Origin of the sequence: Microbacterium natoriense (assembly GCF_030816295.1) — a bacterium.
In the GTDB taxonomy this organism is placed as follows: Bacteria; Actinomycetota; Actinomycetes; order Actinomycetales; family Microbacteriaceae; genus Microbacterium; species Microbacterium natoriense_A.
Map to the genome: position 1 here is coordinate 702,635 of NZ_JAUSXV010000001.1, position 24,508 is coordinate 727,142.

Sequence of the window (24,508 nt, forward strand, 5' to 3'; positions counted from 1 at the left end):
GCGGCCGTCATCACAGCTCGAACTGCGGTGTCGACAGGGTGCGATCCTCATCGCCGACCCTGGTCGTCAGGCGCACTCGGGTGAGGCCCGCGGGCACGTCGTCGAAGACGAACCGACCGGTGTCCGAAGGGGCGGTGGAGCGGATGCCGTCGCCCTGGCTGAGCACGATCGCCGCCGAGGCGGTGTCGACCCAGCCGTCGATGCGATGGCGTCCGCTCGCCGTCGTGGTGACGTGGAGCAGGATGCTCGTGGTGCCGTCGCTGAACTGCAGCGTGAGAGCATCCGCGTCTCCCCTGACCTCTCCGAGAGGCTGGTCGACGAGGGTGAGCAGCGCGTACTCCGCCGACAACGAGTCGGTGGCGACGGTCGCGATCATGCGATCGATCAGGCTCGCGGGAATCGGGTCGACCTCGGTCCACAGGGAGCGGAGCCGCGCGAACAGCTCGGCGTCTTCGTGCTCGGTCATGATGCTCCTCCCGCAGGCTCCAGTAGGACGCGGAGTTTGGTGAGGCACCGCTTGCGCGTCGGACCGATGCTGCCGATCGGCATCGCCAGGTCGGCGGCGAGAGCGGCGTAGTCGGGGCGGTCTTCGAACGCGATCACGCGCAGCAGCCGCTGGCACCGCTCGTCGAGGGCTTGTACGGCTGCCCAGAGCCGTCGCCTCTCATCGCCGGTGGTGGCGCGCTCCTCGGCGGAGGCCTGTGGCGGGAGCAGGACGTCGAGGCCGTCGGCATCCGTCTGATCGACTCTGCCGTGCGCTTTGCCGACCTTCCACGCCTCGCGGCGGGCGGTGGTCGTGAGCCATGCCGCGACCGCACGCGGATCGGCGACCCGTTCATGCCCGCGCACGAGCTGCAGCCACGTGGTCTGCACGACGTCCTCCGCGAGCATCCGCTCGAGGCCGTAAGCGCGCACCACGTGCCAGAGCACAGGAGACATCAGCCGCACGAGGTCGTCCATCGCGCGGCTGTCGCCGTCTCTCCATGCGCCGAAGAAGGCTGCGGCTCTCTGCCACCGCGCCGCCCCGTCTTCGGTCGGATCGAGATCGGCGTCGGGAACGCCGTCGATCATGAGACCCATTGTGATCACACCATGAAGGAGCGCGGCAAGGGTTTCCTGATACGTGTATCGGATAAATGAACCGTTGGAGCGGGTGAGGACCGTTCGCATCCCGCAAAACCGGGCGGATACGGCCGGTGTGGATGCCGGCGCCGGTCCCCTCGCGAGAAGGAGGTTAGCGTGGAAGGGTGATCGTCCTCGCCGTCGTGCTCTTCCTCAACGCCGCGTTCAACGCCCTCGTCTGGCCGCAGTTCTACAAGCGGGTCTCGAACGACCCGCGCGCGAGGGACGAGAACGGCAAGCCGACCGCATTCCTGAAGGTGCACGCGGTGCTGATCGCGATCGCGCTCGTGCTCGCCCTGGTCTCGGTGCTCGTCGGAGTCGTCGCACTGACGGGGGCTCTCTGACCTCTGCGTGCGAAAAGTCGGAGCCGCGGCGCGACACGCCGCCCGCGGGGTCTCCTGCACGGCATGTCGCGCGCAAACTCCGACTTCTCGCACGCCGGGGTGAGTCCAGGCCGAACCTGAAGCCAGGCCCGCGTCACCTCCTGGTCAGGGCCGCGCGACGGGCTGCTGCAGCTCGGTGACCCAGTCGGACTGATCTTCCGATACCGCCCGCACGTAGAGCTCGCGGCACGGTCCGCTGGGCACGAAGCCACGGGCGATGATCTCGGCGTGCACGGCTCCCCAGGTCTCACGGATGCGATCCATAGACCCCAGGTGCACGCCGCAGATCGCGAGCTCGACAGCAGGCAGATCGACGAGCTCGAACCCTTCTTGACGCTCTCCGCCGTATGCGTAGCCGGCCGTGATCTCCATGCCGTCTTCGGTGAGCTCGTACTGCGCGATCGGCGTCGACAGCGCGCCGCACTCGTCGGCGAGCACGCTCTCGATGCGCTCGAACAGGGGGCCGACCGCGGCGCCCACCTCGTCCTCCGGCACGGAGGCGACATGCGCGGCGAGGCGAACGGCGGGCAGGGGCTTCTCGATGATCTCGACGGTGGACATGTGGTTCTCGCTCTCTATGAGGTGGAGCCGCCGCTCCACGTCGACGAGTCTGGCCGCGGCGACGCGGTGCTCCTCTTCGACTTCGGCTCGGCGTACGCGCAGCATGGCCGCGATGCGGCCGGCGTCGATCCCCTGCTCGAGGATCTGCGCGATGTCGTCGAGGCCGAAGCCGAGCTGGCGCAGGGCGACGATCCGGTGCAGCCGCTCGAGCTGCGACGGATCGTACGACCGATAGCCGCTGGACTCGTCCACATGGGCGGGCACGAGCAGCCCGGCGGTGTCCCAATGCCGCAGCATCCGATGGGTCACCTGGCCGATCTGCGCGAACGCTCCGATGGATAACATGTCTCCGTTATCTCGCCTTCCACAGTGTCAGGGTCAAGTCTCTCGCTCCTGCGCGTCCTGGCGGGCTCTCATCACGACGCGGGCAAGGCCGCGGATGAGCGCGGCATCGCGCGGCGAGCGCGGCGTGCCTACGGCTTCGCTCGGCGGAAGGCGAGGAACGAGAAGAGCGCGAGCACGGCCACGACGACGAGACCCCACAGCGCGACGCCGACAGTGCCGAGGGCGCCCAGAACCTGGCCGACGTCTCCCCACCATTCGAAGCGCGTCGCGAGGTAGGCGAAGCCGATCAGCGCCAAGCCCAACGCCACGCCGATGATCGTCAGCACCACGCCGCCCCAGGTCTTGAAGATCGTGGCGCCGGTGAAACCGATCACGAAGAAGAACAGCGCGAGCGTGAAGAACACGACGAAGGCGCCGAGCGGACCAGCCACCCACGCCCACGGCTGGTAGAACATCCACCCGTTGACCCCGTATCCGCCGGTGGCGAGCTCGATGCCCCCGCCGATCAGGAAGAGCAGGCCCATGAAGGTGCTGCCGAGCACCGCCGTCAGCATCGTCCCGAGGAAGAACTCGCGACGGGTGATGCTCATCGCCTGCGAGAACGGGAAGGTGAGGGTCATCGCCGAGATGCCGATCGCGAAGAAGTACCACAGCGGCGCCTGTGCCCCGCCGCCGTACTTCGGCTCGCCTGACGGGATCAGGAGGTAGATGAGAATCGACATCGCCGTCGCCGCAGCGAGGATGATCAGCGGGATCCAGAAGAAAGTGTTGCGGTTGATCAGCTGCAGGCGGACGACGTTGAGTATGCGTCGCATCACACGACCTCCTCTTTCACGGCGGACTTGGCCGACGAGTTCTGCGTGAGTCGAACGATGAGCTGCTGCAGCGACACGGGCGCGAGTTCGAGGCCGGCGGCGGTGACATCCGCTCGCTCCTCCGGCGTGAGCGCGCCCAGAGTGGTCACCGAGACCACCCGGCCGAGGGATTCCCGGTGCAGCACCTCGCGGCCTGTCGTCCATGAGTCGACGACGGACGCGTCGCCGATCACGGTGACGGCGCGGTCGCGCACGGCATCCGTGTCGTCGTTGAGGATGATCCGGCCGTTGTCGATCACGATCACCTTCTCGATGAGGTTGGCGACCTCATCGATCAGGTGGGACGAGAGGATGACGGTGCGCGGGTGCTCCGCGTAATCCTCGAGCAGGCGGTCGTAGAAGATCTGCCTGGCCACCGCGTCGAGGCCGAGGTAGGGCTCGTCGAAGAAGGTGATCTCCGCGCGAGACGCGATTCCGATGATGACCCCGACGGCGGAGAGCTGACCGCGGGAGAGCTTTTTGATCTTCTGTCTCATCGGCAGCTGGAACTGCTCGACCAGGTCGTCGGCGACGGCCTGGCTCCAGTTCGGGAAGAACATGCTCGCCGCCTTGAAGGCGTGGCGCGGGTGCGCGTCGTCGGGGTACTTCTGGCTCTCGCGGACGAAGCAGAGCCGGCTGAGCACCCTCGCGTTCTCGTACGGATGCTCGCCGAAGACCTTCACGGTGCCTGACGTCTCGAAGTTCTGCGCCGTGAGGATCGACATGAGCGTCGTCTTGCCGGCGCCGTTGCGGCCGAGCAGGCCGTAGATCGCGCCCGGTTCGAGCGACAGAGTGACGTCGTCGAGGGCGTTCTTGTCCTTGTATCGCTTGGTGAGGTTGTGCACCTCGATGACGGCGGTCATGCGGGGCTCCCTTCGGTGCGAGCGGCCCGCTCGGCGAGCATATTCGCGAGATCGTCGGGGCCGAGCCCGAGCGTGCGGGCCTCGGCGAGCAATGGATCGATGTAGCGGTCGGCGAACGCGGAGCGGCGTTCGCCGAGCAGGAAATCTTTGGCACCGGCCGCGACGAACATGCCGATGCCGCGGCGCTTGTAGAGCACTCCCTTGTCGGTGAGCATTGCGACTCCCTTCGCTGCCGTGGCCGGGTTGATCCGGTAGAACGCCGCGAGTTCGTTCGTCGAAGGCGCCTGCGATTCCTCGGTCAGCGAGCCGTCGAGGATCGAGTCCTCGATCCGCTCGGCGATCTGGAGGAAGAGCGGCTTGCCTTCTTCGATCACGGGTCCTCCGGAGGCAGTTGGTTGGTTAGTTACATGACTAAGTAACCAGGTTACTGGGGGGCGTGTCAAGAGGAGCCTCAGAACGCAGAAGAGCCGCCTCGGCATGCCGGGCGGCTCTTCCAGGATGGGGTGCGTTGCGTCAGGACCGACCGAGCAGCGAGGCCAGCAGCGGCAGTTGCGCCGGATCCTCCAGCGCGGTCCCCACAGCCACGACGCTCGCCCCCGCACTCAGATATTCGCCGGCGTTCGTCGCGTTCATTCCTCCTGTGGTGACGAACCGGGCCTGCGGGAACGGCCCGCGCATGGCGGTGAGCCACTGCGGCCCGAGCACCGAGGCGGGGAACGCCTTCAGCCAGGTCAGCCCCGACTTCATGGCGAGCTGCACCTCGCTCGCGGTCGCGACGCCGGGCATGCTGAGCATGCCCGCCTCATGAGACGCGCGGACGATCTCGAGGTCCAGCCCCGGACTGACCGTGAACGATGCTCCGGCTGAGGCCGCCTGGGCGACGTGCTCGAGTGACACGACAGTGCCGGCGCCGACGATCTTGCCGCGTTCGCGAGCGGCGGCCGAGACCAGGCGCAGCGCCTCGAGGTCTTCCGTCGTCTGAATGGGGAGCTCCACCATGTCGATGCCCAGATCCCACGCGGTCGTCGACACCGCGAGGCTGCGCTCTACGCCCATGCCGCGCAGAATCGCCATGAGCGGTGCGCCCCCGAAGAGCTCCTCGAAACCGGAGTTGTCCATCGTCTTCCTTCTCTCGTCTCCGGCCGCGGGGGCGGCCGGTCCTGTCATCGATCGCGGGCGGTCAGCCCGCGGCATCCGTCTCGCCGACCCCGACCACGTCGTGGGTCGACTGCAGCACCAGGTGTGCTCGCTCATGTCCGCGCCGCAGGCTCTCGTGCGGAGAGCTTCCGTTCAGCACGCCCGACAGATATCCGGCGGCGAACGCGTCGCCCGCTCCGACGGCCTCGACCACCTCGGTCGGGATGGCCGGCACGAACATCACGCCGTCGGGGGAGAACTCCGTCGCTCCGACCGCACCGTCCTTCACGACCAGGTGAGAGGGAGCCGACACGAGCGCTCGCACGTCGGCGGCGGTGCGGCATCCCCACAGCGTCTCGGCCTCGTCGAGCCCGACGAACACGATGTCGGCGCGGTTCGCAAGTGCGAGCAGCACGGGCGCTGCCTCGGATGCCGACCACAGCGCCGCGCGATGGTTCACGTCGAAGCTCAGCAGGGCCGGACTCGCGGCGACGCGGTCGATCACGGTGTCGATCATGGCGGCGCAGCTCGCGGAGAGCGCGGGCGTGATGCCGGAGACGTGCACGATCCGCGCGTCTTCGAGCGGCACCTCGGCGATGGTCTCGGGGGTCATGCGCGAGGCGGCCGAGCCGGCGCGGTAGTAGCGCACGCCGTGGCCGGGGTCTTTGAAGTACACCCCGGTGGGTGCAGTGGGGTCGAAGCCCACCCAGCGCGTGTCGACGCCGTGTGCGGCGACAGCGCGGTGCACGCGGTGTCCGAGCACCTCGTCGCCGAGGCGGCTCACCCATGCGGCGCTCTGGCCGAGGATGGCGACGTGCGCGGCGATGTTCGACTCGGCGCCTCCGATGCTCAGCCGCACATCTTCGGCCTCGGCGAGGGGCGTGGCATCGGTCGGCGTGACGAGGAGCATGGTCTCCCCGATGGCGATCAGGGCCGGGGTGGCGGCTGCGGTCATGATTGTCATGATGACGAGTGTGTGCAGCGCACGCAACGAGCGTTGCAGCATATGCACAGACATGGTTCCTGGAGTAGGTTCGACCCAGTACCAGGACTGCGGAGGACTCGGATGGCACAGCGGCTTCTGCTCGACGGGCTCGGCGCCGAGCGTCTCTCGGCGCGCGACAAGGGCATCCCCGAGCGCGCGTTCGGGCTCACGGTCGACGCATTCCTCGCCACAACCCCCCGGCTCCCCGAGTTCTGGACGCCGCTGATCGCCCTCGACGGCGCAGCCATGCGCGACAACATCGCCCTGATGGCCGACTGGTCCGCCGAGCGCGGACTCGAGCTCATGCCCCACGGCAAGACGACGATGGCTCCCGCCCTGTGGCAGCGCCAGCTCGACGCCGGATGCCCAGGCATCACGCTCGCCAACATGGACCAGGTCCGCGTCGCCCGCACCTTCGGTCTCGCCGACATCATGCTCGCGAACGCCGTGATCGACCCGCGCTCGCTGCGCTACCTCTCGGCCGAGCTCGCCGACCCCGACCTCTCGTTCGTCAGCTGGGCCGACTCGCTCGAGACGGTGGAGCGGATGCAGGGTGCACTCCGCGAGATGGGAGTGCCCCGCCGCGTCGACGTGTGCGTCGAGCTCGGCGCCCCGGGTGGACGCACCGGCGCACGCACCGTCGACGAGGCGATCGAGATCTCACGGGCGATCTCGGCATCCGACGTCCTCCGCCTCGCCGGTGTGGCAGGGTACGAAGGCAGCCTCGGCCATGACCGATCGCCTGCGGCGCTCGCCGCGGTGCGGGGATATCTGGAGAATCAGATCGCACTGCACGATGCGATCAGCGATCTGTACGACGACGAGGGCGACGTCTTCGTGACGGCCGGCGGCAGCGCCTACTTCGACCTCGTGGCCGACGTGTACGCCCCGGCCATCGCGCGCGACGATCGCACCCGTTTCACCTTGCGCTCGGGCGCCTACATCGTGCATGACGACGGCTTCTACCGCGGCATCTCACCTCTCGACGGCGGTCGCAGCGACGAAGGGCGACTGCGCTCGGCGATGCACGGCTGGACCCGGGTCGTCTCCCACCCCGAACCAGGGCTCGCGCTGCTCGACGGCGGCAAACGCGACCTCCCGTTCGACGAGGGGCTGCCAGAGCCGCAGGGTGTCGCCGCCGACCTCGGCGCCCCGCCCACGGCGTTGCCCGGCGCCACGATCTCGGCCATGAACGACCAGCACACGTTCCTGCGCTCCGCCGAGGTGCACGTCGGCGATGTCGTGCGGCTCGGGCTGTCGCACCCGTGCACGGCCTTCGACAAATGGCACTACCTGCCGGTCGTGGCCTCGCCCGACGACGACCGCGTGATCGAGCTCGTGCGGACGTTCTTCTGACATGTCGCAGAGCGTGCGCAGGGCCGCCCTCATCGTCGACGCGATCGCGTCGCGTCCGCAGAGCGTGGCCGAACTCGCGACGGAGTTCGGGCTGCACCGCTCGACCATGTTCCGCGAGCTGCAGACGCTCGAAGACGTCGGCTACGTGCGTCGCCGTGGCGATGGGGCGTACGTTCTGGCGTTCCACCTCGTCTCGCTCGCCCAGGTCGCGCTGGAGCATCTCGACCTCAGGAAGGCCGCAGCCGCTCCGCTGCGCGATCTGCACGAGGTCACCGGCAACACCCTGCACGTCGCCGCGCTGATCGACGACTCGATCGTCTATGTCGACAAAGCGGAGGACCAGAGCGGCATGCGCATGTACTCGCGCATCGGTTCGCGAGTGCCGCCGTACTGCACGGGGGTCGGCAAGGCGATCCTCGCGGACCTCGACGATCAGCGCAGGGATGCCGTGCTCGCCGGCACCGCATGGACACCGCACACCGCCAACACCCTCACGTCGAGGGGTGCGCTCGACGCCGAACTCGACGTGATCTCGGCTCGGGGCTGGGCAGTGGACGACTCGGAGTTCGAGGACTTCGTCAACTGCGTGGCCGTGCCGATCCGCGGCCCGATGGGCGTCGTGGGCGCGCTTTCGCTCACCGCAGTCCGCGCTGTGCAGGATCTCGACGAGCTCGCCGTGCGCATTCCGCTGCTGCAGCGTACGGCGGCGCAAATCGCCCGCGAGGTCGGCTGACGTATCTTGGGGAGGTGCCCGACTTCCCCTACGCCCGCCTTCGCCGGCGGCCCGACGTCGAGGCCGAGAACCTGCAGGCTCACGACGCGACCGATCTGCTGCTCGTCGAGAGAGCGCTCGACTCCGACATCCCGGGTGCGGAGATCGCCGTCATCGGCGACGAGTACGGCGCGATCACGCTGGCGCTGACGGATGCCGGGCTCACCGGCATCCGGGTCCATCAGGATCTCGCGACCGGCCGGAGAGCGCTGGCGCTGAACGCCGAGGACCTCGATCTGACCGGCTTCGTGTCGCACGAGCTCGACTCGGCATTGCTCGCCGACGCTCGGCTCGTGCTCCTGCAGCTGCCGAAGTCGCTCGCAGAGCTCGAAGAGATCGTGGATGCCGTGGCGCGCTGGGCCGCTCCGGATGCCGTGCTCGTCGCCGGGGGCAGGGTCAAGCACATGACTCTCGCGCAGAACGAGGTGCTCGCGCGTTCGCTCGCGTCGGTGCAGGCGCAGCGCGCCGAGCGGAAGTCACGGCTGATCGTGGCGTCATCTCCGCTGCCCGCCCCCGCATCGCCGCCGTTCCCGGTGACGGTGCAGCACGAAGGCCTGACCCTCGTCGCGCACGGTGGCGCCTTCGCCGGAGCCCGGCTCGACATCGGCACTCGCGTGCTGCTCGACGCGCTCGGGCGGATGCCCACGGGGGAGACCGTCGTCGACCTGGGCTGCGGCACGGGCGCGCTCGCGGTCTCGTACGCGATCGCTCACCCCGGGGCTCACGTGATCGCGACCGATCGCTCGGCGGCGGCCGCGGCATCCGCTCGAGCCACCGTTCTCGCGAACGGGGTCGACGACCGCGTGACCGTGACGCATGACGACGCCGGATCAGAGATCGAGACCGGTTCGATCGATGTCGTGCTGCTGAACCCGCCATTCCACCTCGGCACCAGCGTTCACACCGGTGCGGCGACCCGGTTGTTCGAGGCGGCGGCTCGGATGCTGCGACCCGGCGGCGAGCTCTGGACGGTCTACAACTCCTCGCTCGGCTACCGCGCCGAGTTGACCCGTCTGATCGGCACTACCGAGCAGGTCGAGCGCACGCCGAAGTTCACGGTGACGCGCAGCGTCAGGCGCTGACTCTTCATACTCGCGAGACCCGCGCATTCCCCCGGTCAGCCGCGGAAACCGAACAGTGATCAGCATCCCGGATTTGCCCCTGATCGGCCATTTCGTTATGTTGGTCTGTGGGCCTTCTGGCCCAAGACCAGTCCGCGGCCGCGTCCTTCTTTCGATGTGCTGTGCTGCGAAGAGGCGTGGGCGTACGGTCGATGTTCTCTGCGAGGGATCCGAAATCCCTTGCCAGCGCCGCCACAGCGAAGCACTCGAAACGGCCCCGTGAACGTCACCCGGGCGTAACCGAAGCGGGCTCGCCCCACAGGGCGCGCCGCGGGGGAAACGTGTCCGAAATCGCACTTGAAGCGCGCCATCTCTACAAGGTGTTCGGGAAGAATCCGAACCAGGCCGTTCGCCGGCTGAAGGCCGGGGAGCGCCGCACCGACGTCACCGACGCAGGAACAGCCGCCGTCATCGACGCCGGCTTCACCGTGAACCGCGGTGAGATCTTCGTCATCATGGGACTGTCCGGATCGGGCAAGTCCACCATCATCCGCATGCTCAACGGGCTGCACGAGGCGACCGACGGCTCGGTCCTCGTCGCCGGCGACCCGATCACCGGCATCCCCGCCTCGCGTCTGCGCGAGATCCGCCGTGACCGCATCTCGATGGTGTTCCAGCACTTCGCCCTGCTGCCGCACCGCACCGTGGTCGCGAACGTCGCCTACCCGCTCGAGCTCAAGGGCGTGCCCCGTGCCGAGCGCCTCGCGAAGGCCGAGGAGATCCTCTCCCTCGTCGGGCTCGAGGGCCAAGGCGACAAGCTGCCCTCCGAGCTCTCGGGCGGCATGCAACAGCGCGTCGGCATCGCCCGTGCCCTCGCCGCTGACACCGACATCCTGCTGATGGACGAGGCGTTCAGCGCCCTCGACCCGCTGATCCCGCCGCGAGATGCAGGAGCAGCTCCTCGAGCTGCAGGAGAAGCTGCAGAAGACCATCGTCTTCATCACGCACGACCTCAACGAGGCGATGTTCCTCGGCGACCGCATCGCGGTGATGCGCGACGGTCGCATCGTGCAGATCGGCACGCCGGAGGACATCCTCACAGACCCCGCCAACGACTACGTCGAGCAGTTCGTGCAGGACGTCGACCGCGCCCGCGTGCTCACCGCGTCGAACGTGATGGAGCGCCCCCGTCCGGTCGTGGCCGAAACGGCGGGACCTCGCACTGCGCTGCGCCAGATGCGCGACGCCTACATGTCGGCGACCTACGTCGTCGGACGCGACCGCAAGCTCGTCGGCATCGTGACCGACCGCGACGCCGTGAAGCTGGTCCGCAAGGGCGAGACGACGCTCGCGTCGATCCTGAAGCCCGTGCCGCTCGCGGTCGACGAGAACGAGGTGCTGATGAACCTGTTCATCCCGGCCGTCGAATCGCCCGTGCCGCTGGCGGTGACGGATGCCGACGGCCGACTGGTCGGCGTCATCCCGCGCGTCACCCTGCTCGCTGCCCTCGGCCCCGGTCCCGGCGCGACGGGCGAGCTCACGCTGCCGCTCATGCCGATGCCGCAGGCCGAGATCGACGCGGTGCTCGATGACGGTTGGACCGCAGAGCCGGCGACCTTCCCGGTCGTCGAGCGCGGACTCGAACGCGGAGAAGATGCGACGCCGAGCGAGGAGATCACCCGATGAACTTCCACCTGCCCGTCGGCGCCTGGGTCGAGTCCGCCGTCGACTGGATCAAAGCCAATCTCGACGGCTTCCTCGACGTCGTCTCGTTCGTGGTGACGTTCCTCGTCGAGGGCCTCACCTTCCTCCTGCTCCTGCCCTACTTCTACGTCGTGATCGTGGTCGCGGCGCTGATCGCCTGGCTGGTGCGCTCATGGCAGCTCGCGATCGGCACCGTGATCTCCTTCGGCCTCATCGTCGCGATGGGGCTGTGGGTGCCCGCGATGCAGACGCTCGCGCTCGTGCTGGTCGCGGCGCTCGTGGCGGTGCTCATCGCGATCCCGCTCGGCATCTGGTCGGCCCGCAATCCCACTGTGCGCGCGGTGCTCAAACCGGTGCTCGACTTCATGCAGACCATGCCGGCGTTCGTCTACCTGATCCCCGCGATCGTGTTCTTCAGCATCGGCGTGGTTCCCGGTCTCGTCGCCACGGTGATCTTCGCGCTGCCCCCGGGCGTGCGCCTCACCGAACTCGGCATCCGCGGAGTCGACTCCGAGACCGTCGAAGCCGGGCAGGCCTTCGGCGCGACGCCCTCGCAGATCCTGCGCGGCATCCAGCTTCCGCTCGCGATGCCGACGATCCTCGCCGGCGTCAACCAGGTCATCATGCTCGCGCTGTCGATGGCCGTGATCGCCGGAATGGCCGGCGCCGACGGACTCGGGAAGATGGTCGTCGAGGCCATCTCGACCGTGAACATCGCCAAGGGCGTCGAGGCCGGTCTGGGCGTCGTGCTCATCGCCGTCTTCCTCGACCGCGTCACCGCGGCGCTCGGGTCATTGGGCCGCCACCCCGGCTCCCTGCTTTGGACGCTCGCACAGCGACGCTCCGGGCAGCGTGCTGCCGCGGCATCTGCGGCGGTGGCCGACGCCAGTGCGGTCCGCACCGACGAGAAGGAGCTTCAGAATGCCTAAGAACAGGATCTTCAGCGCAGCGGCTCTCGGGCTCGCGGCGACGCTTGCCCTCGCAGGCTGCGCGACCGACGGCGCCGGCGGCACCAGCGGTCTCACCGGCGACGGTTCGAGCGCAGGCGGCGGCGACAAGGGAACCATCACGCTCGGCTATCTGCCCAGCTGGACAGACGGCCTCAGCACTGCGTTCCTGCTGCAGGATCAGCTCGAGAAGCTCGGCTACGACGTGGAGATGAAGACGCTCACCGAGGCGGGGCCGCTCTACGCGGGACTCGCTCAGGGCGATGTCGACCTCTACCCGTCGGCCTGGCCCGAGCTCACCCACGCCGAGTACATGAAGAAGTACTCCGACGACATCGAGGATCTCGGCGCGTACTACGACCACGCGAAGCTGACGATCGCGGTGCCCGAGTACTCCGACATCGACTCGATCGACGATCTCGCGGGGCGCGGGGGCGACTTCGGCGGAAAGATCGTCGGCATCGAGCCGGGCGCGGGCCTCACAGGTCAGGCGGGCAAGATGCTGTCGGCATACGGGCTCGACGGCGAGTACTCGCTGCTCACCTCGTCGACCGCGGCCATGCTCACCGAGCTGAAGGCGGCCACCGAGAAGCAGGAAGACATCGTCGTCACGCTGTGGCGGCCTTTCTGGGCCAACGACGCCTTCCCCGTGAAGGATCTCGAAGACCCGAAGGGCGCGATGGGCGAGGCCGAAGGCCTGCACTTCCTCGGCACGAAGGGGTTCTCCGACGAGTTCCCCGAGGCGGCCGAGCTGATCGAGAAGATCACGCTCGACGACGAGCAGTACGGAGCGCTCGAAGACCTCGTCGTCAACCAGTACGGCGAGGGCGAAGAGGCGGATGCCGTCGACGCCTGGCTCGAGGAGTACGGCGACCAGTTCGACTGGACCGTCGAGGACTGACCGCTTCGGGGCCGACCGCTGTCGGCCCCGATTCGTGACTGCTGCGGTCCCGGGTAGCCGGATCGACATGACAGGCGCAAGCCCCTGACCCGTCCACGTCCCCGGGCGTAGCCTGGCGGCGTGGACGGGTTCGCAGCGGTCGATTTCGGGTTCGCCCGCGAAGTCCTTCAGCGGGGCATCGCGGCGCTGTATCTCGTCGCGTTCCTTTCGACGCTCAACCAGTTCCGGCCGCTGCTCGGCGAACGCGGCCTGCTTCCCGCGCCGGCGCTGCTCGAATGGGTCGCGGCGAGTGACACCAGGAAGCGGATGCTGAACCCGACGCTGTTCCGCCGCATCCGCTATTCAGATCGACGCCTCGTCATCCTGTGCTGGCTCGGCATGGCCGTCTCGCTGCTCGTCGTCGCCGGCATCCCGCAACTCGGTCCGCCCTGGGTGCCGATGGTGTGCTTCCTCGCGCTCTGGCTCGGCTACATGTCGATCGTCAGCATCGGGCAGACGTTCTACTCGTTCGGGTGGGAGATGCTGCTGCTCGAAGCGGGGTTCCTCGCCGCCTTCCTCGGCTCGAACGACCAGCCGCCGCCGACCGTGGTGATCGTGCTGTTCTGGTGGCTGCTGTTCCGGCTCGAGTTCGGTGCGGGAATGATCAAGATCCGCGGCGGCCGCGAATGGCGGGATCTCACCGCGCTCATGTATCACCACGAGACGCAGCCGATGCCCGGTCCACTGAGCCGCCAGGCGCATCTGCTGCCGCGGTGGTTCCACCGAGTCGAGGTCGTCGGCAACCACTTCGCGCAGCTGGTGGTGCCGTTCTTCCTGTTCGCGTCCCTTTTGAGCTGGGTTCCTGAGCCTGTCGAAGGATGGGTTCCCGGGCCCGTGCCGCAGATCGTCGGCGCCGTGGCGGGTGTGATCGTCATCGCCACGCAGTTCTGGCTCGTGCTCACCGGCAACTTCGCCTGGCTGAACTGGGCCACGATCGTGATCGGGTTCTCTGCGATCGGCCTTCCCTCGGTCGTCGAGCCAGCCCAGGGAGACGAGACGCCCTGGGTCATCGACGGCATCCCGCTGTACTGGTTCGCCCTCACCTGCGCCGTCGGCATCCTGTATCTCGCTGTCAGCTGGCCCGCCGTGCGCAACCTCTTCGCGCGCCGTCAACTCATGAACGCGAGCTTCAACCGCTGGCAGCTCGCGAACGCCTACGGAGCGTTCGGCACGGTGACGAAGGAGCGCGTCGAGATCGTCGTCGAGGGATCGCCCGACGAAGACGGCGCGGAATGGCGCGAGTACGAGTTCAAGGGCAAGCCCGGTGACGTGCGACGGGTGCCGCGGCAGTTCGCGCCGTATCACCTGCGTCTGGACTGGCTGATGTGGTTCCTGCCGCTCGGGCGTTCGCTCGACGACTGGTTCACCGGGTTCCTGGTGCGGTTGCTCGAGGCGGATGCCCCCACCCTCGCCCTCTTGCGGACCGATCCGTTCGCGGGCGAGAAGCCACGGTGGGTGCGAGCCGTGTCGTACCGCTACCGCTTCGCCGCCCGCGCCGAACGCAAGGCCGAGGGCGCGGTCTGGGTGCGGACAGGACGGAAGGTGATCATGGAGCCGGTCGGGCTGAAGTAGCGAAGCGCAGGAGAGTCAGCGCCGGGCAATGCCCTATGTTGTGTTCTGTTGGATTCGACAGATCCTAGCGGGGGTGGGATATGACGGCGGCGGCACGCCACGATGCGATCCTTCGCGAGCTCGAGCTACGCGGGTCGCTGCAAAGCTCCTCGCTGTCCGCACGCCTCGGCGTCGCCTCGATGACACTCTGGCGCGATCTCGTGACACTGGAGGAGCGCGGGCTGCTCGTGCGGGTGCACGGCGGAGCGGTCTCGCTGGCTGTGGCGCAGCAGCAGGCGCGCACCGAAGGCGGCGGCGTCGCAAGGGTGCGGCCCATCGCGACGATCGGCATGATCGTGCCCACCATTGACTACTACTTCCCCGAGGTGATCCGCGGGGCGAGTCAGGCCGCCGGGGAACTCAATTGCCGGCTGGTCGTCGGCGCGACGAATTACTCGCCCGATGAGGAACTGCGCCAGGCCGAGCGCCTGATCGCGGCCGGTGTCGACGCGCTGATGGTCACCCCCCATGATGCGATCCTCGAGGCATCCCCGCTGCAGCGCCTGCTCGAGCGGGCGGATATCCCCGTGGTCATGGTCGAGCGTTTCGTCGATGAGAGCGTGGCCGGGCGACTGGAGTGGGTGCGAACCGACCATGCCTACGGGGCAGAACTCGCGGTACGGCATCTCGCCGCGAACGGGCACGAGGGCATCGCGCTTGCCGCGCGACCGTCGGCGACTGCGGCCGGTCTCGATGTCGGCTACCGCAAGGCGGTGGCCGATCTGGGGCTGCCTCTGGAGCGCCAGCTGCGCTGCGAGCTCCCGGATCCGCAGGGGGGACGAGGCATCTCGATGGGTGCGCTCCGGCAGCTGCTCGACGACTGCCTCGAGGCGCGGATCACCGCGGCCGTGCTGCTCGGTGACGCAGACGCGATGGCGTTCACCGATCTGGTGCTCGAGCGCGGGCTGCGCATCCCCGATGATTTCGCGATCATGGCCTATGACGACGAGGTGGCCGCGTTCGCCGCGGTGTCGCTCTCCGCGATCGCCCCGCCGAAGCACGAGCTCGGTCATGCGGCGCTGCGGCTCTGCTTCGACCGGCTTCGTCAGGTGCCGGATGCCGCGCACACCGTGGTGCGGATGTCGCTGCTGCCGGGGCTCGTGGTCAGGGAGTCGACCGTCCGTTCCATCTAGTTGTTAGATTTTGTTAGAGTCGGCGGCTAACGCTTGGGTAATGTTCGGGCATGCCGGAGAATCGGTTTTCGCAAGGTCACCCGATTCAAAGGAGAACCCGCCTATGTCCCTGCGCCGCACCTCCACTGCCGCGGTCGCGTTGATCGCCACCTCGGTCATGATTGCCGGTTGTGCCGGCAGCGCGCCAGCCCCTGCCACGGAGAAGCCGAAGGCCGAAGCGAAGGGCGAGATCACCTTCTGGTCGTTCCTGAGCGGCATGTCTGATGTCGCCGCAGCATTCAACGCCAGTCAGGACGACATCACGGTCAACTTCGAAGAGATCCCGAACGGGGCGAACGGGGGTTACACGAAGCTCTCCGCGGCCATCGAATCCGGCAGCGGTCCTGACGTCGTCGGCATCGAGTACGACCGGCTTCCCGGCTTCGTCGCCGCCGAGCAGGTGCAGTCGATCGATGACCTGGTGTCTGACGGAATTCTCGGCGAGTACGACGAACAGGTGCGTCACCTCGTCTCCTTCGAAGACGAGGCCTATGCGCTCCCTTACGATGCGCCCCCGATGATCATCTGGTATCGCCAGGACGTCCTCGACGCCGCCGGTGTCGAGGTGCCGACGACCTGGGACGAGTTCGAGGAGGCAGCCCGCGCGGTCAAGGCCGTCAACCCCGACGCCTACCTGACGAGCTTCTTCACGAACGAGCCGCAACTCGCGCCGATGTCGTGGCAGGCGGGAGCGGAGTGGTTCAGCGTCGTGGACGGCAGCTGGAAGGTCGGCATCGAGGACAAAGGTTCGCAGGAGGTCGCGGACTACTGGCAGCGCCTCATCGACGAGGGCCTGGTCAAGAAGCAGCTCGGCTACAGCGACGAATGGGTCGCTGATCTTAATAGCGGTGTCGTCAACGCCTGGGTCGGCGGCTCGTGGAGCGCGTCGGGGCTGAAGACACGCACTGAGGCAGCGGGGCAAGCCGGCAAATGGATTGCGGCGGCGCCGCCGTCGTGGGGTGGTGAGCAGACCGGTGCGCTCAGCGGTGGCACTAGCTTCGCGATCCCCGCGGACTCCGACAACGCCGCAGCGGCTGCGGTCTTCCTCGAGTGGCTGGTTACCCTCCCCGGATGCGATCAAGGCACGTGGGGCGGTGGGGACTGCCTATCCTGCCTTCCCCGGGCTCAGCGAGATCGCGGCCTCCGTAGCCCCGGTCGACTACTACGCCAACGACATCTATGCGGTGTTCGATGAAGCCTCGAAGAACCTGGGGCCTTGGGCCTGGGGACCGAAGTACGACCTCACGAGCACGGCGCTGAAGGATGCCGTCACGGCATCGGCCACGTTGAGTGATGCGTTGGAGACGACACAGACGACGACGGTGGACGGCCTCGAGAAGCTCGGCCTCGACATCAAGGAATGACGGATAAGCCGTCGGGCGGGTGTCCAGAGCGACGCCCGCCGGACGGCTTCGACCGAAGGACATAGACGATGACAACTCCGGCTTTCGCGAAGCGGCGGGCGTTGAGGAAGACCATCCCGGGAACGGGAGGCCGTGCGGCCTCGGTCTTCCTGATCCCCTTCTTCGTGCTCTTCGCTGTGACGATGATCGCCCCGGTGATCTACGCTGTGTCGCTGAGCCTCTTCGCCGAGAAGCGCAGCGGCCTTGGCTTCGGCGGGGCCACGATCGAGTTCGTCGGTCTCGGAAACTATGTCCAGGTGCTGTCCGACCGCACGTTCACCGATGGTTTCGGGCGCCTCGCCGTGTACTGCATCCTGTACGTGCCGGCGCTGCTCGCCGTCGCGCTGGTTCTCGCGCTCCTGCTGGATGCGACCGTCGCCTACGCCAAGCGGGCGTTCCAGCTCCTCCTCTTCTTGCCGCACGCCGTGCCCGGCGTCATCGCGGCACTCGTCTGGGCGTACCTGTACACCCCCGGGGTGAGCCCGATCGTCAAGGCGCTGGAATCCGGAGGCATTGCCATCGACTTCCTCTCCGCCCAGCTGGTGTTGCCGTCGATGGTGAACATCGCTGTATGGGAGTGGGCCGGCTACAACGTCATCATCCTGTTCACGGCCCTCCAGGCCCTACCGCGGGAGATCCTCGAAGCGGCGCGCGTCGATGGTGCCGGTGAGATCCGCACAGCGCTGTCTATCAAGACCCCGCTGGTTTGGCCTGCGATCGGCGTCGCGCTCCTGTTCACGGTGATCGGTTCGCTCCAGCTCTTCACGGAACCGAAGATCCTCTCGTCCGCGACGACAGCGGTCACCAGCACGTGGGTGCCCAACATGTGGGCCTATGACGCGGCGTTCACCCGCAACGACCTGCCGCAGGCGGCTGCGGCATCCATCATCCTCGCCCTGCTCGCGGGCCTGATGTCCTGGGTCGTCACCCGATTCACCTCGAAGGAGCTGACGCGATGACCGCCGTGATCGACCGCCCGACCTCGCATCGAGCCGCCCCGATTCCTCCCGGAGCGCCCCGGCCACGGCGCCTCGGCGGGGGGCGTGCCCTCTCGATCGTCGGTGTCAACGGACTGCTGGTGCTCGGTGCGGTGTACATGGTGCTGCCACTGCTCTGGCTCGTGTTCGCGGCGACCAAGGATGCTGGTGCCTTGTACTCGGGCGACGCCTTCACCTTCGGCTCCCACTTCCTCGCCAACATGCAGCACTTGCTGCAGAAGGACGGCGGCATCTTCCTCCGCTGGTTGGCCAACAGCGTCCTCTATGCCGGCGTCGGCGCAATCGTCGGCGGCTTCATCTCGCTGATGGCGGGCTATGCGTTCGACAAGTTCGAGTTCCGTGGCAAGCGCCCGCTCTACGCCGCTGTGCTCGTCGGCGTACTCATCCCCAACACCGCAACGGTGATCCCGCTGTACCTCCTCGCGGCGTCGGCCGGGCTCACCAACACGATCTGGGCAGTTCTGATACCCACGCTCTGCAACCCGTTCAGCGTGTACCTCGCGCGCGTGTTCTCCGCCGGATATCTCCCCGCGGAGACTCTCGAGGCCGCTCGAGTCGACGGCGCGGGCCCGGTCCGCAGTTTTCTCCAGGTCGGGCTGCCGATGCTCGTGCCGGGATTCGTCACGATCGCGCTGTTCCAGTTCGTGGGCATCTGGAACAACTTCATGCTGCCGCTGATCATGCTGCAGAACCGCGAGTTGTTCCCATCCAGCGTCGGCATCGCGCTGTGGCAGAGCCAGGTGCAGCAGAACCCCGAGTTCGCGACCCTCGTCATTGCAGGATCTTTCGTCTCGATTGTGCCACTGGTCATCGCGTTCGTGATGCTCCAGCGCTTCTGGCGGGCTGGGTTGTCGGCAGGGAGCGTCAAATGAGTATCCGGCGCCCGGTTATCGCCTTCGCGATGGGCGAGACCGTCCGTCCTCGGGTGTTTACGGATGACCGCATCCGTGAATTCGGAGAGATCGCCGACATCGCCGGGTACCTCACCGAGTACGAATCGGATGCTGCGCGCAGCGTCCTCGCCGAGGTCGACGTGCTCGTCACGGGCTGGGGCGCTCCGCCGATCGACGACGCCGTCCTCGCCGCCGCTCCCCGGCTCGAGGCCGTTCTGCATGCGGCGGGCTCGGTCAAGGCGTATCTCGGTTCGGGCGTGCTCGAGCGCGGAATCCGTGTGAGCACCGCGGCTGCGGCGAATGCGGTGCCGGTCGCCGAGTACACCGTCGCCATGATCTTGCTCGCCGGGAAGAAGGTGCTGCCCATCGCGGCTCGGTACCGGACCGAGCGCGATGACTTCGACGTCGAGGCCGCATTCCCCGGCATGGGCAACTACGGTCAGCGCGTCGGCATCGTGGGCGCCTCCAAGATCGGGCGCCTCGTCATCGAGATGCTGCGCCCCTACGCCTTCGAGGTCGTCGTCTACGACCCGTTCCTCTCCCAGGCTGGGGCGAGCGAGCTCGGCGTGCACCAGGTCGCACTCGATGAGCTGCTCGCCACGAGCGACATCGTGTCGATCCATGCGCCGTCGCTCCCCTCGACCTTCGATCTCGTAGATGCCCGAGGGATCGGGCTGATGCGTAGGGGAGCGACGCTGGTGAACACCGCCCGCGGTGAGATCGTCGATCAGGCGGCGCTCACACGTCGCGTGGTCTCCGGCGAGTTGTTCACGATCCTCGACGTCACCGTCCCCTGGATCCTCGAGCCAGAGCATCCGCTCTACTCCTCGGACAATGCGTTCCTCACTCCGCACGTCGCGGGATCCCTCGGCGCGGAACTGGGCCGGCTCGCCGAAGTGGCGCTCGATGAGCTCCGCCGTCTCGTCGCCGGCCGTCCGCTGGAGCACGAGGTCGAAGCCGAGCTCCTCGCCATCACGGCGTGAACCGGCGGTTGCGCGCCCCTCGTCCGCTGCTCAGGCGAACATCTGCGAATAGTGAGCGGCCAGCGCCGAACCGCTGACTGCCTTGTTGTACAGCGCGACCTTGGCGATCGCACCTTTGAAGAAGGAGGCTCCATCGCGCGAACCGACGCGGACCGGCGCGGTGCCGTCACCGGGCGTGACCACGACTTCGTTCGCGGTGCCGGGCTCATAGACGAGGTCCCTGGTCTGACGAAGCACGCCGTTTTTATAGATGCGCACCGTGCCGTAGGCGCCTTCGTCGAGGTTGAACGTCGTCGCGTAGTGGATCCACTGGTTGACCGTCACCGCATCTTGGAAGTACGCACCGGCCCCATAGCCGCCACTGAGGTTCCAGGCGTAGCCGGAAAGCCGGTTCGGTCGATTCTCGGCGTTGACCTGTGAGTACATCCGTCCGGCCCACTCCTGGCTCCCGGAGCCCATTCCTTTGCCGATGAAGTGGACGTATCCGGTCGCTTCGTCGTCGGTGAACTGCAGCGTATGCGGCTGCAGCCATGCCTCGAACGTGAATCGTCGGGTGGTGGAGATGCTGAAGTCGGCCTGATCGGCGATCTGGAAGAAGTCGTCGATCCCGTCGAAGACCGCGGCGCGATCCTGGTTCGGCATCGCGACCGTGGTGGTCGGCCCGGTGTAGTAGCCGGTGCGTCCACGACCGGTCAGGTCTGTTTCGTACCCGGCGGCCGGTTGAGCCATGGGCCAATAGCCGACCGGGCCATCGGCCAGGACCAGGTCATCGTAGCCGGAGACCGAGACTGCCTTCGGCTGGGGTGCATGAGTGAGGCCGAGGGCTATGCCGATGCCGACACTGAGCAGACTTCTTCGACTGATCATGGTGACCTTCTTTTTGATGGATCAGAGCTTGACCGAGACCTGCTGCGTTGCTCCGGCGCTCCCGGTCAGGTCGCCGAATCGGATGCGCAGTGCCGAACCGGTCGAGATGTCTTCGACGGAACCCGGCTGGGACAGCACCCGAGTGACCGGCGTGTTCCACACGAGTTCCAGCCCGCTGGCCTGTCGCGCAGGATCAGCCACGCTGATCGTGGCGACTCCCTGACTGCGCCGCACCAGGACACTGACGGGCTGGCTGACCGTGATCCCGCCTGCGGTGCCGGCGGACCAGAAATTGGCGGCGATCAACCCGAGACGACGAACCTCGACCGCATGGCAGTCCGGTGTCCGTTCGAGGACGTCGAACTGGTCGACCAGGGCGCCGGCGGCTCGCTGAGTCTCGCGCTGAGTCGCGCCGGGCAGAAGCAGATACCCGTAGCCTCCTCCCGAGGGATCCTCACCATGATCGATGCTCAAGGTGAGGTAACGCCGGGTGACCGCAGCCGGTGTGCCGAACAGGGTGTTGACGTCGAGCCACCGGCCAGTGCGGTCTTGACGCGTGGCCCGCACGCTCGCTCGGCCCGGGAACACATAGCCCCCATGCCCTTCGATGTGGGCCCAACCGATGTCCGTGAGATCGGCAGACCATCCAGGGGCATCCGGCTGCCGGACACCGTCGACCACGAACCCGGTCGGCGCCGAACTGGAGATCTGCCGGTTCTCCACCGTGGTCTCGACAGCGTAGCCGTCGGAACTGCTGATGCCGCTGCCGAGGCATAGCAACCCGGCATCCAGGCTGAACCAGGACTTGTGAGCCTCCATCGTGCTCGACAGGCCCTGCACATGCTGACCCGTCACCCCGAACTCGCCGTCGGTCGTCCCGCCGGCCCATTTCGTCGACGGGCGCGGCTTGACCCACGCGCCCCCTTCGCCATCTTGAAGCGGCTTCAACGACGCGGTCGTGCCCGGCATCCGGTAGGGATCGACCGTCGGCCAGTAGCCGTCGGCGTACTGCGAGATCGTGTCGGAGGACCACCACTGCACCCATCCGGCGCCGGTGTGCCAGCCTCGCAGATTCTCGCCGTTCCCGCATTCGTAGTGGGAGATCCGCTCCGAGGACATCGAGATCCCGATCGCCCACCCGGGCCGGCGATGGGTGGCCCGGTCCATCTGCGGGAAGATGCGATGTTCGACCGGTTCGGGCAGCGCCGCCACCGTCGGTGAACTCCAGACCTCCTGCAGATAGGCCAGCCGGCTGAGGGTCGTGTTTCCGGTGGTCAGGACCGGGTCATGGGTGTTGCGTTCCAGCCAGCCCTTCACGAGACCTCGCCACCGTGCCGCCTGGGCCGGATCGGCGCCCTTGGCGATGAGTGCGATCGCCGCCAGGATCGGATGGGCCCGAGTGAACTGCGTGCCGGATGGACGCGTGACGCCACGACTCGAGACCATGTCCATCATCAGGCCGGAGAAGATGAACGGTGCGACCGAGCGTTCGATCGTGTCGAGGAACAGCTGCCTGTTCGGATCGGTCACTTCCCAGCTCGACCCGGCCAGCAGCGCGAACAGTCTGCCCAGTCCATCGAGCAGCACGGCCCCGTAGCCGCCGATGTACGGGATGCTCAGATGCTGGATGAACGATCCGTCGGCGTAGTACCCGTCGCCAGAGGAGACATACGGGAACACCGGCGAGAGGGCATCGCGTCCGAGGACGATCCGCGCGGGGTTCTCCGAGACGATGCCGCTGAGGATGATGCCGCGGCACAGGTCGACGCGGTTCGCGCCCGTACTGTTCTCGGTGTAAGAGGCGACGATCGAGTCCGGCAGGTGGTAGTCGACAGCGGCGCAGTAGCGGGCACGCTGATCCGGCGTCAGGTCGGCGAACATCAGCACCGCCGTGTCCATCAGCGCCTGCGGGGCGCCGATCTGGAAGTCCCACCAGTTGCCGTATCCCGGCGTCCCCTCGCGGAAGACATCGGTCGTCATGTGGTCGAGTCCCGCAAGGATGCCCTGCCTCAGTGCAGGATCATTCGTCATACCCGTCCCCGGCTGGGCGTATGCCTCTGCCATCGAGCGCAGCCGGTTGAATGTCGCCGTCATCCGGCCGCTGAATGCGAACGAGTCCGAATCGGTGTCCGGCTCCGGATCTCCGTAAACCAGGTCCGGCCACAGGGCACCCGGCGCGGGAGCCAAGGAGCCGAGCTGCGTTCTGGCCTGTCGGCCGAGGGCTGCGAGCTTGGATGTGAACGGCTGACGCGCCGGATCGAAGCCGACGCCGAGGCTCAAGTCCTTCCAGGCCGCGCGCAGCACGGCGAACTCGCTCTCGTCGGCGGACGCGGACGCAGACGTCGACATCAGGGGCGAGGCATCCCAGGCGACGGCCAAACCGATCGCCAGGCCTCCGGAGATGCTGAGAAAGTGGCGACGTGATAATCCGGACACCAATGACGTGGACTCTGACGTTGAACGCTCATTGTTCATCCACGCAGGATATGAGGCATCCGCAAGTGCTCATGTCGACTCGTGCAAAACCGTGCACGAGGGGGAGAATCACCCCCTGCACTATCGTGAATCTCATGCGTGCACCCGGTCCAGAATCGCTCATCGTCCTCGGAATCGGGCTCCCGGTCATGCTGCTCATCGCTTTCCTCATCGGACAGATCGCTCGTTGGATCGTTCGGCGTCGGATCACATTGACGACACCGACCACCGTCGTCCTCTCGGTCCTCGGGCTCTCGCTGGGTTTGCTGCTGAGCGGGCTCATCTTCGAGGACTCACGGCCGTGGAGCATAGAGGTGCTGCTTCTCTCCATCGCCTGCACCGTGCTCCTCCTGGGGCTGTTCACCCTCGTGGCGCGTCGCTTTCAGCCCCCGCTCCCAGAGGGCGGGATCTTCGAACTGGTACGCCTGGGTGAGTCTCATCTCGTCGAGTTCAAATCATCGGCGCGCTGGAACCTGCACACGAAACAGCGCGACGAGCGACTGGAGCTCGTCATCGCGAAGACCGTCACAGGCTTCTTGAACGCCGACGGCGGGACCCTGCTGATCGGAGTGTCCGACGACGGACGGGTTCTCGGGCTCGAGCGAGATTTCTCGTTGATGCAACGGCCGGACGTGGACCGCTATGAACTCTGGCTGCGCGACTTGCTCTCAACGCGTCTGGGGCAGAACGCGGCCACGCTGCCCGTCATCGACTTCACGCCGGCCGTCGTCGACGGGGCGCCCACCTTCGTCTGCCGCGTGTCGTGCCCGAGCTCCCCGGTTCCGGTCTATCTCAACGCGGGCCGCAACGAGCGGTCGGAGTTCTGGGTCCGAACAGGCAATTCGACCCGTCAATTGGGCCTTGAAGAGACGGCGGAGTACGTGATGCTCCGGTGGCCCCTGGGAATCGGCAGGACCATGGCTGCGCAGCTTCGCGCTGCGGTCCGAGGCAATGGTGCGGGCAATGACGTGAGGATCGCGCGCGGAGCCCACTCGATCACCCGATTCCGCCGACGGCCTGTGCACACGACGCAGCCGAGTCCTGAATAGGAGCTCAGTCGTGCGTCGCTCCCTAGA

At 67.2% G+C, this 24,508-nt stretch carries 24 protein-coding genes and 1 pseudogene; 15 read left to right on the forward strand and 10 right to left on the reverse strand.

Going from position 1 to position 24,508, the window contains the following annotated elements:
* Positions 1-10 precede the first annotated feature (10 nt).
* Both QFZ53_RS03340 and QFZ53_RS03345 read right to left on the reverse strand, forming a co-directional pair.
* Positions 11-466 carry a hypothetical protein gene (locus tag QFZ53_RS03340; protein WP_307293456.1) on the reverse strand — a complete coding sequence of 152 codons (456 nt, stop codon included), beginning with the start codon at positions 464-466 and terminating at the stop codon, positions 11-13.
* Positions 463-1,071 (reverse strand): RNA polymerase sigma factor, encoded by a 609-nt coding sequence (locus QFZ53_RS03345; RefSeq protein WP_292906848.1) that lies wholly within the window; start codon positions 1,069-1,071, stop codon positions 463-465. Before QFZ53_RS03345 ends, QFZ53_RS03340 begins: the two co-directional genes overlap by 4 nt.
* A gap of 176 nt (positions 1,072-1,247) precedes the next feature.
* On the opposite strand from QFZ53_RS03345, the gene QFZ53_RS03350 reads away from it, so the two are divergent.
* A complete protein-coding gene (locus QFZ53_RS03350; RefSeq protein WP_292906850.1) occupies positions 1,248-1,466 on the forward strand; it encodes an SCO4848 family membrane protein in 219 nt (72 codons plus the stop codon).
* Between the two features lie 144 nt (positions 1,467-1,610).
* Here the strand turns inward: QFZ53_RS03350 and QFZ53_RS03355 are convergent, their stop codons facing one another.
* From QFZ53_RS03355 to QFZ53_RS03380, 6 genes are all read right to left on the reverse strand, one after another.
* Entirely contained in the window at positions 1,611-2,411 is an 801-nt protein-coding gene (locus tag QFZ53_RS03355) for a MerR family transcriptional regulator (protein WP_307293461.1), read from the reverse strand.
* 128 nt (positions 2,412-2,539) lie between these two features.
* Positions 2,540-3,226 carry a hypothetical protein gene (locus QFZ53_RS03360; RefSeq protein WP_292906854.1) on the reverse strand — a complete coding sequence of 229 codons (687 nt, stop codon included), beginning with the start codon at positions 3,224-3,226 and terminating at the stop codon, positions 2,540-2,542.
* The gene (locus tag QFZ53_RS03365) at positions 3,226-4,128 is read right to left on the reverse strand and encodes an ABC transporter ATP-binding protein (RefSeq protein ID WP_307293464.1); all 903 of its coding nucleotides are present in this window, start codon (positions 4,126-4,128) and stop codon (positions 3,226-3,228) included. Before QFZ53_RS03365 ends, QFZ53_RS03360 begins: the two co-directional genes overlap by 1 nt.
* Positions 4,125-4,502: a GntR family transcriptional regulator gene (locus QFZ53_RS03370; protein ID WP_307293467.1), complete on the reverse strand. Its 378-nt coding sequence runs from the start codon at positions 4,500-4,502 to the stop codon at positions 4,125-4,127. Before QFZ53_RS03370 ends, QFZ53_RS03365 begins: the two co-directional genes overlap by 4 nt.
* 139 nt (positions 4,503-4,641) lie before the next feature.
* Positions 4,642-5,247: a bifunctional 4-hydroxy-2-oxoglutarate aldolase/2-dehydro-3-deoxy-phosphogluconate aldolase gene (locus QFZ53_RS03375; protein ID WP_307293470.1), complete on the reverse strand. Its 606-nt coding sequence runs from the start codon at positions 5,245-5,247 to the stop codon at positions 4,642-4,644.
* Between the two features lie 61 nt (positions 5,248-5,308).
* Complete coding sequence (locus tag QFZ53_RS03380) at positions 5,309-6,229, reverse strand: sugar kinase (protein ID WP_307293473.1); 921 nt, start codon at positions 6,227-6,229, stop codon at positions 5,309-5,311.
* 102 nt (positions 6,230-6,331) lie between these two features.
* Between QFZ53_RS03380 and QFZ53_RS03385 the strand changes: the two genes are divergently transcribed.
* From QFZ53_RS03385 to QFZ53_RS03445, 13 genes and pseudogenes are all read left to right on the forward strand, one after another.
* Complete coding sequence (locus QFZ53_RS03385; protein ID WP_307293476.1) at positions 6,332-7,606, forward strand: alanine racemase; 1,275 nt, start codon at positions 6,332-6,334, stop codon at positions 7,604-7,606.
* A 1-nt stretch (position 7,607) separates the two neighbouring features.
* Positions 7,608-8,339, forward strand: coding sequence for an IclR family transcriptional regulator (locus QFZ53_RS03390; RefSeq protein WP_307293479.1), 732 nt, complete (start codon positions 7,608-7,610; stop codon positions 8,337-8,339).
* 14 nt (positions 8,340-8,353) lie between these two features.
* Entirely contained in the window at positions 8,354-9,460 is a 1,107-nt protein-coding gene (locus tag QFZ53_RS03395; protein WP_307293484.1) for a methyltransferase, read from the forward strand.
* 320 nt (positions 9,461-9,780) lie between these two features.
* Positions 9,781-11,125: pseudogene (locus QFZ53_RS03400) on the forward strand (quaternary amine ABC transporter ATP-binding protein).
* On the forward strand, positions 11,122-12,072 hold the full coding sequence (locus tag QFZ53_RS03405) for an ABC transporter permease (RefSeq protein ID WP_307293487.1): 951 nt from the start codon (positions 11,122-11,124) through the stop codon (positions 12,070-12,072). Before QFZ53_RS03400 ends, QFZ53_RS03405 begins: the two are co-directional and overlap by 4 nt.
* Entirely contained in the window at positions 12,065-12,991 is a 927-nt protein-coding gene (locus tag QFZ53_RS03410) for a glycine betaine ABC transporter substrate-binding protein (protein WP_307293490.1), read from the forward strand. Before QFZ53_RS03405 ends, QFZ53_RS03410 begins: the two co-directional genes overlap by 8 nt.
* Before the next feature lie 120 nt (positions 12,992-13,111).
* The gene (locus QFZ53_RS03415; protein ID WP_307293494.1) at positions 13,112-14,602 is read left to right on the forward strand and encodes a lipase maturation factor family protein; all 1,491 of its coding nucleotides are present in this window, start codon (positions 13,112-13,114) and stop codon (positions 14,600-14,602) included.
* An 80-nt stretch (positions 14,603-14,682) separates the two neighbouring features.
* A complete protein-coding gene (locus QFZ53_RS03420) occupies positions 14,683-15,774 on the forward strand; it encodes a substrate-binding domain-containing protein (RefSeq protein WP_307293497.1) in 1,092 nt (363 codons plus the stop codon).
* A 103-nt stretch (positions 15,775-15,877) separates the two neighbouring features.
* Positions 15,878-17,008 carry an ABC transporter substrate-binding protein gene (locus QFZ53_RS03425; RefSeq protein WP_307293499.1) on the forward strand — a complete coding sequence of 377 codons (1,131 nt, stop codon included), beginning with the start codon at positions 15,878-15,880 and terminating at the stop codon, positions 17,006-17,008.
* Positions 16,998-17,177: a hypothetical protein gene (locus tag QFZ53_RS03430; protein WP_307293502.1), complete on the forward strand. Its 180-nt coding sequence runs from the start codon at positions 16,998-17,000 to the stop codon at positions 17,175-17,177. The genes QFZ53_RS03425 and QFZ53_RS03430 overlap by 11 nt, the downstream gene beginning before the upstream one ends.
* Positions 17,178-17,245: 68 nt before the next feature.
* On the forward strand, positions 17,246-18,175 hold the full coding sequence (locus QFZ53_RS03435) for a carbohydrate ABC transporter permease (protein ID WP_307293505.1): 930 nt from the start codon (positions 17,246-17,248) through the stop codon (positions 18,173-18,175).
* Positions 18,172-19,086, forward strand: a complete 915-nt coding sequence (locus QFZ53_RS03440) for a carbohydrate ABC transporter permease (protein WP_307293508.1) — start codon at positions 18,172-18,174, stop codon at positions 19,084-19,086. Before QFZ53_RS03435 ends, QFZ53_RS03440 begins: the two co-directional genes overlap by 4 nt.
* Positions 19,083-20,090 carry a hydroxyacid dehydrogenase gene (locus QFZ53_RS03445; protein ID WP_307293511.1) on the forward strand — a complete coding sequence of 336 codons (1,008 nt, stop codon included), beginning with the start codon at positions 19,083-19,085 and terminating at the stop codon, positions 20,088-20,090. The genes QFZ53_RS03440 and QFZ53_RS03445 overlap by 4 nt, the downstream gene beginning before the upstream one ends.
* A 30-nt stretch (positions 20,091-20,120) precedes the next feature.
* Here the strand turns inward: QFZ53_RS03445 and QFZ53_RS03450 are convergent, their stop codons facing one another.
* Together QFZ53_RS03450 and QFZ53_RS03455 are read right to left on the reverse strand one after the other, a co-directional pair.
* Positions 20,121-20,957 carry a LamG domain-containing protein gene (locus QFZ53_RS03450; protein WP_307293513.1) on the reverse strand — a complete coding sequence of 279 codons (837 nt, stop codon included), beginning with the start codon at positions 20,955-20,957 and terminating at the stop codon, positions 20,121-20,123.
* 21 nt (positions 20,958-20,978) lie between these two features.
* Positions 20,979-23,432: a polysaccharide lyase 8 family protein gene (locus tag QFZ53_RS03455; RefSeq protein WP_307293515.1), complete on the reverse strand. Its 2,454-nt coding sequence runs from the start codon at positions 23,430-23,432 to the stop codon at positions 20,979-20,981.
* 95 nt (positions 23,433-23,527) lie between these two features.
* On the opposite strand from QFZ53_RS03455, the gene QFZ53_RS03460 reads away from it, so the two are divergent.
* Positions 23,528-24,481, forward strand: a complete 954-nt coding sequence (locus QFZ53_RS03460) for an AlbA family DNA-binding domain-containing protein (RefSeq protein ID WP_307293518.1) — start codon at positions 23,528-23,530, stop codon at positions 24,479-24,481.
* Positions 24,482-24,508: the final 27 nt, after the last annotated feature.